A 13,378-nucleotide genomic window follows, 5' to 3' on the forward strand; every position below is an offset into this window, starting at 1 on the left:
GATTCCGACTCCCCGTTGATGCCCCACATCGTCGGGCGCCGCACGGGTCCGCATCACCCACCAAACTCAAGTACCGGTATTGACAGACCGCAGGTGGGGCCTTGAGGATTGAAAGAGCCATCGACTCCAGAAGGATTCCTCATGCTTTTTCTGGATAGCTCGGACATCGAAGCCGTCCGCACCTGGCATTCAACCGGCACAATTGACGGAGTCACCACGAATCCGAGCATTCTGCGGAAGCAGGGTGTAACGAACGTCGAAAAGCAGATATCGATCATCGCGGAATTGATAGCGCCTCAGCCGGTGGCGGTGGAGATCACCTCCGCCGACGCGAGCGATGTCCTCGCCGCATGCCGCCGCCTGCACGCCATCGGGCCGAACGTAGTGGTCAAGATCCCGATCGTCGACGCGAACGGCAGCCCGGCACTGTCGTTGCTGCATCGCCTGCACTCCGAGAACATCCCGTCGAACGCCACCACGTGCTTCACCGTCGGGCAGGCGTTTCTGGCGGCGAAGGCCGGAGCCGACTACGTGACCCTCTTCTGGAGCCGGATCCTGGAGGAGGGAGGCGACGCCGCCGCGATCGTGGCCTCCACCCGCCGACTCCTCAACGAGCATGCCCTGCCCGCCCGGATCCTGGTGGGCAGTCTGCGCCGGGCCGACGACCTGACGCAGGCTCTTCTCGCCGGCGCGCATGTCGTGACGGCACCGCCCGAACTTCTCGGGCGGTGGGCGGATCACCATTACGCACGGGAGACAGCCGCCCAGTTCGACGCGGACGAGCGTCGACGCGCGGGACTGCCCGACTGACGTTCATGATCGTGCTCCAGCACGGCGACGTGCCCCGGCGCTCCGGTCCTGCCGTCCTGCTCGACCGCGACGGCACCCTGATCGAAGACGTTCAGGGGTACGTCCGTCATCCCGCCGACATCAGGCTGCTGCCCGCCGCGGCGGCCGCCGCGGATTCCTTCGACCGGCTCGGGGCGTCGCTCGCCATCGTCTCCAACCAGGCGGGCATCGGTCGTGGCGTGCTGTCCGAGTCCGCCGCCGTCGACCTGCACGCCCGCGTCGTCACGCTCCTGGCCGCGGTCGGGCTGAGGGTGTCGTGCTCGATCCTGTGCCCCCACCGGGAGGGAGAAGGATGCCCCTGCCGCAAGCCCGCTGCCGGGATGGTGCTGGCGGCAATGGGATTGCTGGGGGCGCCCGTCGGCCGTGCCTTCCTGGTCGGCGACACGGCGCGCGACGTACGCGCGGCCTGGGCCGCGGGGGCACACCCGCTGCTGGTGCAGACAGGACAGGGCCCGCAGGCCCGCGAGGCGCTGCGGACGGAACGGGAGCGACCGTACGACATCGTCGACGACGTGGCGGCCGCGGCCGATCTCATAGGACAGCGGGTGCGGGGGCGGTAGCACGGTCCGAGGCCGGCAGCGGCTTTCTCCCCTACGGACGCGAGAAGAGAGCGCGGATGAGAACTGACGAAACTCGTGCGGTGATCAACGCGGGCCGGGAGGTGGTGCGCCGGGAGGCCGCTGCCCTGACCGCGCTCGCCACGCGCATCGACGACTCCTTCGCACATGCTGTCAGGAGGGTGGAGAGCTGCCGGGGTCGAGTGGTCACCTCAGGAATCGGAAAGTCCGGTCTGGTCGCCGCACGGCAGGCATCCCTTCTTTCGACCATCGGAATCCCGGCGTTCCACGTGCACGCCGGTGACGCCCTGCACGGTGACGCCGGGGCGATAACGTCGGACGACGTGCTGATGGCGGTCTCGTACTCGGGGGAGACGACCGAAGTCTGCAACCTGGCCGGCATCGTTCAGGCGCGTGGTGTGCCCGTGATCGCCATCACCGGTGCCCCGCTGTCCGAGTTGGCCGCGAAAGCGGACATCGTGCTCGAACTGCCGGCCTGTACGGAGGCGGACTCCCTCGGGCTCGTACCGTCCTGCTCCTCCGCTTCGGCCACGGGGATCGCTGACGCGTTGGCCATCGTGCTGATGAGCCGACGGGGCATGAAACCCCGTGAATTCGGGGTCAATCACCCCAATGGGAAGCTGGGTCGCACGGCCAGGGGTGTCTGAGACAGCGGTCTCCAGGAGATCGCAGCGACGGCTGCGCCGAGTCGGTGGGTACGGCGGCCGAGCCGGGCCATGGCCCGGAAGCCGTTCGGCCTCCCCCTCCTCCGTGCTCCCGCGGACCGGCGACCGGCTGATCCGCCGCCCGGGTCGACCGGTCATGCCGACGGGCCGGTGCAGGGCACCGGCCCGTCGGATCTTTCCGGAGAGTTCTGGGTGTCAGCGGTGCCTGGCGAGGCGCTTACGGCCTACGAAGGCGATGGCCGCACCCGCACCGAGCAGCACCACGACCAGCAGGAGCATGTCCCTCATGCCGGACGCACCGGTGTGTGCGAGCGAACCCGATGGGGAGCCGGCCGGCGCCGGAGTGTTGGGCGTCCCGTGCGTCGGCGGCACCGAGGCCGGCGGCGTGGATGCCGGCGGCGTGGGTGTCGGTGATGCCTTCTTCGGGATGTACACGCCGGCGTCGATCGTGTGGTCAACCCCTCCTGGTTTCGTCGGTGCTGTGACGGGGGCGTACCCGTTGCACAGCCGGCCGGTGGTCGGCGGGGTCACATTGGAGTCATGTGCCCGGTTGTCACCGGCCCGCGGGAGTGTGAACCGCAGTTTGGTGGCCGCCGGCTGACCTGGCACGTTGCTGGTGTCCGCGGTGCACACGTCGAACTGCACCGTGTACTTCGCGCCCGGTGTCAGCTCGTACTCGGCGCCGACACCACCGAAGTAGTACTCACCGGCGGCATCGGTCTTGGTCGTGGCGACCTGCTTGCCGTCGGCGTCCAGCAGGTTGATCGTGGCGTCCGGCAGCAGTACCTGACCGGGGTCCTGGATGCCGTTGTGGTCGCCGTCGTACCAGACCACGTTGCCGATCTGGATCGGTGCGTTCGCCGCGGCGTACGCGATGTCGCCCAGGCCGCCGGCCTTGCCGAACCCGTTCTGGTTCGGACCGATGAACTGGTACGCGTTCTTTTTCGGGTCGTTGCCGGGTCCGGCGCCGGTGGTGATGTCGTAGTAACCGGTTCCGTCGGTGATGACATTGCCGGTCGGGTCCATCTGCGTGCTGACGACCCACTGCTGCTGCGGAATGTAGGCGACCGAGCCCAGCGAGGACTCCTGGTGCGGTCCGGGATTGCCCGGGAAGAAGTCACCCGGGAAGTACTCGACGACGCCGGCGGGCTGGGCGCCGTCGTTGGCGGGGTTCGCGTGGTTGGGGCAGCTTCCGGTGCCTTCCCACTCGTACCCGCCGGTGGGCGTGGCGCAGGCCATGTTGATGTCGCCGCCGGACATGCCGTTCTGCGGCGTGTCCTTGCCCGGCCTCGGGTCGAGGCCGCCCCAGCTCACGACGTCCATGAACCTGTCACGGAAGCCGAGGATCATCGAGCCGTCGCGGGCGAAGGCCAGGCTGGCCAGCTCCGGCTGCGGATCGATCATCGTGTTGTTCACACTGAGCTTGTCCCACGTCTGCAGGTCGTTGTTCCACGGGTTCCAGTGGGTGACCTGGTCGTAGCTGGACAAGCCGGTGAGCACGGCCCCGCGCTCGGCGGTCAGCGGCTGGCTCAGCACGGTGGTGAACTTCTTGCCGTCGAAGGTGGCGACGACGGCCTTCAGGTCGTCGCGCTTCTGTGTGCTCTCCGCGCTGCACACCCCGCCCACGTACAGGGTGTTGTTGTGGGTGGCCACGCTGAACGGCCGCCAGTCGCCGGACGCCGTGCAGCCCGGGTCGGGGATCGGGACCGTCGCCTCGGGCGCCGAGGCGGTGGCCCCGGTCGCGTCGAAGCTGACCAGAGAGCGGTTGCGCAGGTTCACCGCGTACAGCGTCGAACCGTCTTCCGACAGGGCGATGCCGCCGATGCTCTCCTTGCCCGGTACGTCGGTGAACCCGCCGTCCTTGATCAGGTTGGCGGTGTCGTGCTGCGTCACCGTGGCGCCCGGCACCTTCGCGAACAGCTTCGGTGCGCTGCCGCCGTCGGTCGGCACGGTGTAGATGGCGTCACCGCCGTCCGGCCCGTACAGGGTGTACCGACGGGCGAACTCCGCCTGGAACAGCCTGCTCCGGTACTTGTCGTAGGCGAGCCCGAAGGTCGTGCCCACCTGCTCCTGGGTGTTGAGCACGGTCGGACATGCCTGGGCGGTGGGGCAGTCACCCCGGGCGCCCGTCCCGAACGCCACCAGTGCCCGGGTGTCCGTCCCGCCGGCGCCGTTCTGGATCGGGACGTAGTAGTTGGAGTCCGGAAGCGCGTAGTCGGCCGCGTCCCAGACCCCGGTGATCACCGAGTCGTCCTTGCCTCCCGAGACGTCCACGAACGAGGTGAAGCTGTCGAAGTGGTTCTCCGCGGTCGAAGCAGGTGCCGCCCGCAGATAGTCGTTGTACGGGGCCGGGACGGTGACGTCGACGCGGTACCGGCCGCCGGTCAACTCGCTCGACGGCGGCACGATGACCTTGCCGGTGGCATCCGTCACGCCGGTGACGTGATGGCCCGCAAGGTCGGCGACGTCGACCTTCATCCCCCGCTGCGGCACGTCCATGGTCGTGTTGATCACGCCAGTGCCGAAGAAGTCCCGCAGCACCTCGACGGTCAGTGTGCCGTCAGAGGTCGCTGCGCCGGCTTGCCCGGCGCCTGTCACGATCGTGCCTGTGGCGCCGCCCATCAGTATCAGACTGGACAGCCCCACCCACACCAGCCTACGTAATGGCATGGCATTCCCTTATCTCGTCCTACACTAACGCCAATTGTGCAAACTCACTGATGAGCCTACAAGTTGACGGAGCGTCATGCGTGCGAAACAGGGAGTTTCGAGGGGGCGGAGTTCGGGCCTGTTAGCATCGCGGCGCGTGCAGAGCATCAGGATCAAGCGAGGTCTCCCGTGGCGCGCGACGGACCGGCGCCGCCGGTGGCCACGGTTACGCTGGGTGGCAGTCGGCATCATAGCCATCGCGGCCGTCACCACCACCGCGTTCGTACTCGCCGGCAGCGGCGACCCCACCGGTAGGCGTGCGTTGACCTCGGACGAGGTGAACCGGCTGGCGATCACGCGGTTCCGCAACTACCAGGCGGGAGGCCGCGCGGTGACGATCACGGTGCCGACCACCGCCGGCGGGCTGGTCGTCACCGGCTCCATCGACTACCGCGCCAAGAGCGGTTACGGGGTGGTGCGCGGGACCGGGCGCGACACGTCCAGCGACGGGCTGATCGAATGGACGGCCACCACCGTCCGCGTCCACCTCATGCCGAACCCCCCGGCGACCGCACCCGCAGCGCCGCCCGCGTCCGGCTGGTACAGCCGTCCGTTGCAGACGTCCGGCATCTCCCTGGACAGTTCGCTGGGCATCGCGCTCGGCCTGGGCAGCGACCGGCCGGACAACGCCGAACTGCTCCCGCAGAACGGCGCCGTCTGGATCGGACGCGACCAGGTGCAGGGCCATCGGACGGACGTCATGATCGGGCCCGACGCCGGTACCAAGGCAGGTAAGTCGGGGACCGTGCGCTACTGGATCGGCTCGGACGGCACCATGTACCGGGTGCGGGCCGAGGTGGCCTCCGAGGCGCAGCCGGTGGTCATCGACTTCGACACCCAGAAGTACGTGCCCGTCCAGCCGGTACCCGGAGCCACACCGGATCGGTAGCCGCCGCTCACGAGGTCCGCACCCGCGCGCCGGCGGCGAGCAGTGACGCCGACGGCAGCGGGATGCCCGCGGTGTCCGGCAGTTCCGGAACGGCCGGCACGGCGGTGGCGCCGGTGGTGGTGGCCTGCGGGAACTGCGGCTGCGGTCCGGGCGCGGCCACGTCGGTGAACGGGATGCCCGCGGGCGCCGCCGGGTTCGACCAGGTGCCGGAGGGTGTGGCCGACGTACCGGGAACCGGGCAGGCCGCGGTCGTCGCGAGCCGTGCGGGCACGGTCGTGCGCAGCGCGTTGCCCTGGAGGCAGTTGCCCCGTCCGTGGGTGGCGGTGGGGAACGTCCAGCCGACGTCGACGCCGTTGGCGGTGAAGGTGTTGTCCGTGATCCGGTTGCCGTTCGCCGGGATGTCGGCGGTCGCGGTGATCACGAGCCCGGCGTTGGTGTTGCCGGTGATCCGGTTGCGGAGGAACCGGTTGCCGCTGCCGCCGTCGATGCCGACGCCGATGCCCCAGCCCCCGTCGGCCTGTTCGGGGGTCTGCTTCTGCTGGTTGTCCGCGATCAGGTTGCCGGCGATGACGGCATCGCGCTGCGGGAGCAGTTTCTCCTGGTGGTCGGAGTTGGTGGTCAGTCCGACGCGGTTGCCGACGAACCGGTTGCCGACCACGTACATGTCGCCGCTGGCGTTGGTGCCTTCGTAACCGACCGCGTTGAGTTCGGAGACGTTGTCCCGCACCACGACGCGGCACGGCTTGCACTGTCCGACGTAGATCCCCGAGTCGGCACCGCCCGACGTGTAGGAGTGCTCGATGACACCGTTCTGCGCGGAGAACGCGTAGATGCCGTACAGGCCGTTGCGGGTCGCGGTCACGTACGAGACCAGGAACGACTTCAGCAGGGTGACGGGCTCGTCGCCGGTGTCGTAGCCGCCGCTGTGCCCCGGCAGCCCGGCGACCGCCGCGGCCGAACCGGTGACCAGCACCCCGTTCTGCGTGTTGTTGCGCACGGTCAGGTTCTGCACGGCCACCCCGGGTGCCGCGACGACGACACCGTTCGGCTGCTGCAACCGCCCGTCGATGACGACCTTGTCCCGGGACGCGCCACGGAGAGTGACGCCGGCCGTGTCGATCTTCACCGACTCGTGGTACACGCCCGGAGCGACCAGCACCAGGTCACCGGAGCGGGCCAGGGACACCGCGGCCGAGATCGTCGGGGCGTCGGCAGGCACGCGGATCGTCACATGCGCCCCGGCAGGACGCCGGCCCTTGTCCGATCCGTCGTCGCCGCCGCCCCCGCCGCAGCCGACCACGAGGGTCAGTGTGCCCAGTACCGCCGCCATCACGCGAAGAGCTGATCGAGACATGATCCCAGTCTGGCACGGCGACGAACTCCGTGCCGAAATAAGGGGGTTGGGCGCCGGCCTCGATTCGGGTGTGGCACTCTGCACACCATGCACCGAGCCGATCAGCACCCCTCACGCCGCGCGTTACTCGATGTCACCGGCGTCCTGGTGGCCGCCGGTCTCACCGCCGGGTGCACATCGGACTCCGCCCGGCCGGGCCGGGCCGCCCCCGCCGCGGCGGACACGCCGACGCGGATTCCGGCGACGGGCCGGCACCAGGCGGGCATCACGCTCCCCCAGCCGGCCCAGCGCAACCTGCTGGCCGTGGTGGCCGACCTCGACGCCGCCGTGGCGCCCGGCCCGCTGCTGGCCGAACTCGGCCGGGCCATCAGTGCCCTCACCGCGGGGACCGACCCGCGGCTGCTGGGCATGCCGCCGGGCGACCTGACCGTGACCGTCGGCGTGGGGCCTCGGCTGGTGCGCGCGGCCGGTGCTTCGCTGCCCGGCTCGACCGACCTCCCCCGGTTCTCCCGCGAGCGGATCACCCCGCAGGCACGCGGTGGTGACCTGCTGATACAGATCTGCGCCAGCGACGCGCTGCTCGTACCGATCGTCGCCGCCGCGCTCCTGGACCAGACCGGTGACCGCGTCCGCGAACGCTGGCGGCAGTCCGGGCACCGCGGTACGAACGTGCCCGTCGGCGAGGGCCTCACCGCGCCGCGGAACCTGCTCGGTTTCATCGACGGCATCGTGGGCCCGCACACGAGCGCCGAACAACAACGCGACCTGTGGCTGGCCGGGCCCGCCGCGGTCGCCGGCGGCACCCTTGCCGTACTGCGGCGCATGGAACTCGACCTGCCGCGGTTCGCCGCCCTGTCCGTCGCCGAGCAGGAGGCGGTCTTCGGGCGGCGCCGGGCCAGCGGCGTACCCCTCTCCGGCGGCACCGTCTCCTCGGGTCCGGAACTCGGCGCCAAGACGCCCGACGGACGGTATCTCGTCCCGGTGGACGCCCATGTGCGCAGGGCGCACTCGGCCGTGGTCGGCACCGGCCTCATGCTCCGCCGCTCCTACAGCACCGACGAGCCCGCGCCCGGCCTGCTCTTCATCAGCTTCCAGAACGACCTGCGGACCTTCACCGCCACCCTCACCCGCATGGACGCCTCCGACGCGCTGCTGCCGTTCACCACGACGACCGCCAGCGGGACCTTCCTGATCCTCCCCGGCTTCGACCGGCGGCGCCCACTCGGTTCCCAGCTGTTCGGCTGATCCCCCGTGCCCGCGGCTCCGGCCTGATCAGGCGGCTCACACGGCGGCGATGTCGAACTGCTCCCAGCCACCGATGCTCGTACGGTCGGCGATCAGCGGGTCCGCTCCACCGTTCTCCGCGGTGACGTACCTGCCGTTGATCTTGGCGCGCAGGCTGACCGTGCCGCTGGAGTTGGTGATCAGCTGGAAGGTCTCGTACGAGCCGATCGCCGTGCGGTTGGCGATCAGCGGGGCGGCGCCCGCGTTCTCGGCGGTGACGTACCTGTTGTTGGCGTGCGCCCGCAGCGCGATGGTGCCGCCGCCCGCGTCGAGTACGTCCAACTTCTCCCACTCGCCGACGGCCGTGCGGTCGGCGATCAGCGGGGTGCCACCACCGTTCTCCGCGGTGACGTAAGCGCCGTTGGCCCTGGCGCGCAGGGTGACGGTCCTGCCCACGTACGAGGTGGCGGGGGTGGTGGTCGTGGTGGAGGCCACCGGCTTGGTGGGGCGGGTGGCGGCCAGCCGGGCTGTCACCCGGGACGGTTTCCCGGGATGCGATCCCAGGGCACCGGATTCGCCACGGATTCCACCGCACGCGGCCTCGATCCCCCGCCACCGAGGATGACAGCCGCCGCGTGACGAACTGTGCCCTGGACCTTCTCGCCCCGCGTCGGACAGGTGGAGATCGGCGCGGAGCCACCTTCCGCGAACTGCTGCCCCGCCCAGGGATCACGCAGGTTTCACCAGCCCCGTGTCGTAGGCGAAGATCACCGCCTGTACCCGGTCCCGGGCGCCGATCTTCGCCAGGACCCGGCTGACATGGGACTTGACCGTGGACTCGGCGAGACACAGCCGTTCGGCGATCTCGGCGTTGCTCCAGCCGGTGGCCATCGCGGTGAGGACCTCGCATTCGCGTTCGGTGAGGGCGGCGAGCCGGCGTTCCTGGTCGGGGGTCTGGCCCGGCATGCGTTCGGTGAAGGCGTCGATGAGCTTGCGGGTCAGACCGGGTGCGATGACGGCGTCCCCGGCGGCCACCGCCCGGATGCCGGCGACGAGTTCGTCGGGCAGGGCGTCCTTCAGGAGGAAGCCGCTGGCGCCGGCGCGCAGCGCGTCGTACGCGTACTCGTCCAGGTCGAAGGTGGTCAGCACGAGGACCCGGGAGCGTCCGCCGGAGTGGACGATGCGACGGGTGGCCTCGATGCCGTCCATGCCGGGCATGCGGACGTCCATCAGCACGACGTCGGGGCGCAGTTCGGCGGTCATGCGGACCGCCTCGGCGCCGTGGGTGGCCTCGCCGACCACACTCAGGTCGGCGTGCTGCTCCATGAGCATGCTGAAGCCGAGCCGTTGCAGGGCCTGGTCGTCGACGATGAGGACAGTGGTCATACGGGTCTGTTCTCCGTGGGTGCCGAGGTGCTGGCGATCAGAAAGCGGGCGTGGACGGTCCAGCCGCCGCGGTCGTTGGAGCCCGCGGTGACGCTTCCGCCGTACAGCGCGGCCCGTTCGCGCATGCCGACCAGGCCGCGGCCGTCGGTGTTGACCTGGGGAGTGAGGGACGGTCCGGTGTCCTCGACCGTGAGGTCCACGGCGGTGCCGTCGACGGTGATCGTGACCTGGACGGTCGTGGAGGGCGCGGCGTACTTGAGGGTGTTCGTCATCGCCTCCTGGACGACGCGGTAGACGGCGAGTTGGAGGCCGGGCGGCAGGCCGGCCGGGTGGCCCTCGGTGTGCAGGGTGACGGCGGGACCGGCGGCACGGACCCGCTCCAGCAGCGCGTTCAGGTCGTGGAACCCCGGCTGGGGGGCGAGCGGGACGTCCTCGGCGGCGGTCTTCTCGTCGTCGCCGATGACGGAGAGGAGACGGCGCAGTTCGGCCAGGGCGCCCCTGCCGCTGTCGGCGATGATGCGCAGGGTCTGGGCGCCCCGTTCGGGTTTCGCCTCGGTCAGTCCGGCGGCGCCGTTCGCCAGGCCGACGATGACGGCGAGGGTGTGGCCGAGGATGTCGTGCATCTCGCGGGCGACGCGGGAGCGTTCGGCGGCGGCGGCGAGGCGGGCGCGCTGGTCCCGCTCGATCTCCAGGCGGACGGCGCGTTCTTGCAGGGCCACGATGTACGCGTTGACCACTCGGCCGACCACGCCCGCCGCGGCGACCGCCGCCACCAGGAGCGCCTGGACGGTCGCCACCACCGGAGTCTGCAGTCCGGTCGTATGGCCCTGGTTCTGGGCGACGCTGGAGAGCGACGTCTGGGTGATGGCCACCGCCACACAGACCGCCAGTTGAACGGGGCGCACGGCGCGGCCCGCATTGAGCAGCGCCGCCACCCGCGCGGTCTCGGACCCCGTGGAGGTGTCCAGGGCCAGGACGACCACCGAGACCGCGGAGGTGATGGCGAAGGTCAGGAGGGGCCGTTGGTGCCGCCACAGCAGCGGGAGGCAGAAGGCGACCGTCAGCATCAGCAGTCCCGGCAGGCCGGGTCCGGCGCCGTCAGCCGCGTTCTGGAGGGCCGGGATCCCGAACAGCCCGCACATCAACGGCGCGCTCCAGCGTCGGATCCACGCATGGTCCAGGTCCACCTGTCTCACGCGCATGAGCCAGCGCAGGACCGCGACGTCCGAGCGTCGCTCCGCCCCGCCCAGCAGCGTCTCGGGCGTGACGGAGGACGCCGAGGGCCGGGCTGCGGTCATTGCGGTCACGTCGTACACCTTCTCGATACAGGTGCCGCCCGCCGGTCCCCGGGGGGAGGAGGGGCCGGCGGGCGGTGCTGGTGGAACGGCCGGGGTGGCGGTGCGCCCCGCTTCGGATCGTACGGCCGGCCGCTCAGCTCTTTCCGGCGGGCTCGGGTGTGCGCTGCACCGGGTGCTCGGGGTTGTCGTCGAGCAGGTGCCGCAGTTTCTCGCCCTCCACGTCCACGTTGGGCAGCATGCGGTCCAGCCGGCGGGGCAGCGACCAGGCACGGTCCCCGAGCAGGGCCATCACCGCCGGTACGAGGGTCATCCGGACCACGAAGGCGTCGAGGAGGACGGCGGCGGCGAGGCCCAGGCCCATGGACTTGATGATCGCCGTGTCGCTGAAGATGAACCCGGCGAACACGGAGATCATGATGACCGCCGCGGCCGTGACCACCCGGGCCCCGTGCCGGAAGCCGGCGACGACCGCCTCCCGCGGCTCGGCCCCGTGGACGTACTCCTCCCGCATCCGGGTCACCAGGAACACCTCGTAGTCCATCGCGAGTCCGAACACCACGCCGACCATGAAGATCGGCAGGATGCTCACGATCGGGGCGGTCTGGTCGACGCCGAAGACGTCCGCGAACCAGCCCTTCTGGAAGATGGCGACGACGACACCGAGGGTCGCGAGGATGCTCAGCAGGAAGCCGACGGCGGCCTTGAGGGGGACCAGGATCGAGCGGAACACCAGCATCAGCAGGATCAGCGCCAGGCCGACGACCACGCACAGGTACGGGACCAGGGCCGCGCTCAGCTTGTCGGAGATGTCGATGTTGAGGGCGGTGGTGCCGGTGACCATCAGATCGGCGCCGGTGTCGTCACGGAGGGCCGCGCTCCGGTCGCGGATCTCGGAGACGAGGTCGACCGTCTTCTGACTGCTCGGGGAGGAGCCGGGGACGGCACGGAGCAGGGCCACGTCGCCGGTCCGGTTGAAGGCGGCCGGGCTCACGGAGGCGATGTCGGGCAGGTCCTTGAGCAGGCCGGCCGCGTCCTTCGCGGCGGCCTTCGGGTCGTCGCTGTGGCGGGCGTCGAGCACGACCGTCAGCGGACCGTTGAAGCCGGCACCGAACCCCTTGCTGACGGTGTCGTAGGCGATGCGCTGGGTGCTGCCGGGGGCGGCGGTCGAGTCGTCGCCCATGCCGAGCTGGAGCGACAGGGCCGGAGCGGCGAGCAGCAGCAGACCGATCACCGAGGCGCCGAGGATCTTGACCGGGTTGCGCAGTACGAACTTCGCCCAGCGCACGCCCATCGGCTCGCGTTCGCCGCGCTCGACGGCCCGCATCCGGCGCGTCCTGTACTTCCCGGCCGCGATCCGCGGACCCGCGAAGCCGAGCATCGCGGGCAGCAGGGTCAGCGCGATGACCACGGCGACGACCACCGCGAACGCGGCACCGAGCCCGATGTCGGTCAGGATCTTGATACCGATGACGCTGAGTCCGACCAGAGCGATGACCACGGTCATCCCGGCGAACACCACCGCCGAGCCGGCGGTACCGAGCGCCCGCCCGGCGGCCTCCTCCGGTGCGCGGCCCTCCTTCAGCTCGCTCCGGTAACGGGAGACGATGAACAAGGCGTAGTCGATGGCCACGGCCAGGCCCAGCATCAGCGCCAGGGTGCTCGTGTTGGAGCTGAGGTCGATGAAGGAGGTCGCGACGGTGATCCCGGAGACCGCCATCCCCACCCCGAACAGCGCGGTCAGCAGCGGCAGTCCGGCCGCGATCAGCGAGCCGAAGGTGATGACCATGACGACGGCGGCGATCAGGATGCCGATCATCTCGGACGCGCTCTGGTGGGCCTCGGGGGCGACGGCCGACCCACGCGTGCTGACATCGATACCCGCGTGCTCGCCCTTCGCGACGACGTCGTCCAGGTCGTCGCGGGCCTGGTCGCTGACCTCGGCCTGCGCGACCTTGTACGTCACCTGCGCATAGGCGATCGTGCCGTCCTTGCTGACGGTGCCGCTGGTGTACGGGTCGGCGACCTGGGCCACCTGGTGCGCCCTGCCGAGGTCCGCGACCAGGGACTCGATCTCGGACTTGTGGGCGCCGGACGTCAGCTTCTGCCCGTTCGCCGTCCGGAAGACCACCTGAGCCGTGGCCGCGTCGGCCGACGCCTGCGGGAACTCCTTCTTCAGCAGGTCCGTAGCCTGCTGGGACTCGGTGCCGGGGATGCTGAAGCTGTCCGTCGTACTGTTCGACACGCCGGCCGCACCGAGGCCGACGACGGCCAGGACGGCGATCCACAGCAGCAGGACGAGCCGTCGTCGCCGGAACGAGAACCGGCCCAGCCGGTAGAGAAATGTTGCCACGGAGGTACTCCCGGAAGGCAGGCAGCGGGCGATGGCGGACCGTGTTCCGGCCCATGCATCACGCTACGAACGCCTG

At 70.3% G+C, this 13,378-nt stretch carries 11 protein-coding genes; 5 read left to right on the top strand and 6 right to left on the bottom strand.

What is annotated here, in order from left to right:
- Nucleotides 1-108: 108 nt before the first annotated feature.
- The 3 genes from ACFY2B_RS10810 to ACFY2B_RS10820 are packed head-to-tail and all read left to right on the top strand — an operon-like array spanning nt 109 to nt 2,074.
- The gene (locus ACFY2B_RS10810) at nt 109-810 is read left to right on the top strand and encodes a transaldolase family protein (RefSeq protein WP_390762805.1); all 702 of its coding nucleotides are present in this window, start codon (nt 109-111) and stop codon (nt 808-810) included.
- Nucleotides 811-815: 5 nt separating this feature from the next.
- Nucleotides 816-1,409, top strand: a complete 594-nt coding sequence (locus ACFY2B_RS10815; protein ID WP_390762806.1) for a D-glycero-alpha-D-manno-heptose-1,7-bisphosphate 7-phosphatase — start codon at nt 816-818, stop codon at nt 1,407-1,409.
- A gap of 56 nt (nt 1,410-1,465) precedes the next feature.
- On the top strand, nt 1,466-2,074 hold the full coding sequence (locus ACFY2B_RS10820) for an SIS domain-containing protein (RefSeq protein WP_390762807.1): 609 nt from the start codon (nt 1,466-1,468) through the stop codon (nt 2,072-2,074).
- A 213-nt stretch (nt 2,075-2,287) separates the two neighbouring features.
- Here the strand turns inward: ACFY2B_RS10820 and ACFY2B_RS10825 are convergent, their stop codons facing one another.
- On the bottom strand, nt 2,288-4,762 hold the full coding sequence (locus ACFY2B_RS10825; protein ID WP_390762808.1) for an SdrD B-like domain-containing protein: 2,475 nt from the start codon (nt 4,760-4,762) through the stop codon (nt 2,288-2,290).
- 214 nt (nt 4,763-4,976) lie between these two features.
- Between ACFY2B_RS10825 and ACFY2B_RS10830 the strand changes: the two genes are divergently transcribed.
- On the top strand, nt 4,977-5,690 hold the full coding sequence (locus ACFY2B_RS10830; RefSeq protein WP_390762809.1) for a hypothetical protein: 714 nt from the start codon (nt 4,977-4,979) through the stop codon (nt 5,688-5,690).
- A 7-nt stretch (nt 5,691-5,697) separates the two neighbouring features.
- On the opposite strand, the gene ACFY2B_RS10835 is transcribed toward ACFY2B_RS10830, so the two are convergent.
- On the bottom strand, nt 5,698-7,044 hold the full coding sequence (locus tag ACFY2B_RS10835; RefSeq protein WP_390762810.1) for a right-handed parallel beta-helix repeat-containing protein: 1,347 nt from the start codon (nt 7,042-7,044) through the stop codon (nt 5,698-5,700).
- A gap of 87 nt (nt 7,045-7,131) precedes the next feature.
- Here ACFY2B_RS10835 and ACFY2B_RS10840 point away from each other — a divergent pair, with 87 nt between their 5' ends.
- Nucleotides 7,132-8,289, top strand: a complete 1,158-nt coding sequence (locus ACFY2B_RS10840; RefSeq protein WP_390762811.1) for a Dyp-type peroxidase — start codon at nt 7,132-7,134, stop codon at nt 8,287-8,289.
- Between the two features lie 36 nt (nt 8,290-8,325).
- On the opposite strand, the gene ACFY2B_RS10845 is transcribed toward ACFY2B_RS10840, so the two are convergent.
- From ACFY2B_RS10845 to ACFY2B_RS10860, 4 genes are all read right to left on the bottom strand, one after another.
- A complete protein-coding gene (locus ACFY2B_RS10845) occupies nt 8,326-8,802 on the bottom strand; it encodes a hypothetical protein (RefSeq protein ID WP_390762812.1) in 477 nt (158 codons plus the stop codon).
- A gap of 195 nt (nt 8,803-8,997) precedes the next feature.
- Nucleotides 8,998-9,654 (bottom strand): response regulator, encoded by a 657-nt coding sequence (locus ACFY2B_RS10850; RefSeq protein ID WP_390762813.1) that lies wholly within the window; start codon nt 9,652-9,654, stop codon nt 8,998-9,000.
- Complete coding sequence (locus ACFY2B_RS10855; RefSeq protein ID WP_390762814.1) at nt 9,651-10,961, bottom strand: sensor histidine kinase; 1,311 nt, start codon at nt 10,959-10,961, stop codon at nt 9,651-9,653. Before ACFY2B_RS10855 ends, ACFY2B_RS10850 begins: the two co-directional genes overlap by 4 nt.
- 124 nt (nt 10,962-11,085) lie before the next feature.
- Entirely contained in the window at nt 11,086-13,302 is a 2,217-nt protein-coding gene (locus tag ACFY2B_RS10860) for an MMPL family transporter (protein ID WP_390762815.1), read from the bottom strand.
- Nucleotides 13,303-13,378 lie beyond the last annotated feature (76 nt).

Source organism: Streptomyces sp. NPDC001270, assembly GCF_042896695.1.
In the GTDB taxonomy this organism is placed as follows: Bacteria; Actinomycetota; Actinomycetes; order Streptomycetales; family Streptomycetaceae; genus Streptomyces.

Bases quoted from the DNA above. Each gene is read 5' to 3' on its own strand.
- ACFY2B_RS10825 (WP_390762808.1), bottom strand. From the start codon at position 4,762: ATGCCATTACGTAGGCTGGTGTGGGTGGGGCTGTCCAGTCTGATACTG.
- ACFY2B_RS10815 (WP_390762806.1), top strand. From the start codon at position 816: ATGATCGTGCTCCAGCACGGCGACGTGCCCCGGCGCTCCGGTCCTGCC.
- ACFY2B_RS10850 (WP_390762813.1), bottom strand. From the start codon at position 9,654: ATGACCACTGTCCTCATCGTCGACGACCAGGCCCTGCAACGGCTCGGC.
- ACFY2B_RS10835 (WP_390762810.1), bottom strand. From the start codon at position 7,044: ATGTCTCGATCAGCTCTTCGCGTGATGGCGGCGGTACTGGGCACACTG.
- ACFY2B_RS10820 (WP_390762807.1), top strand. From the start codon at position 1,466: ATGAGAACTGACGAAACTCGTGCGGTGATCAACGCGGGCCGGGAGGTG.
- ACFY2B_RS10840 (WP_390762811.1), top strand. From the start codon at position 7,132: ATGCACCGAGCCGATCAGCACCCCTCACGCCGCGCGTTACTCGATGTC.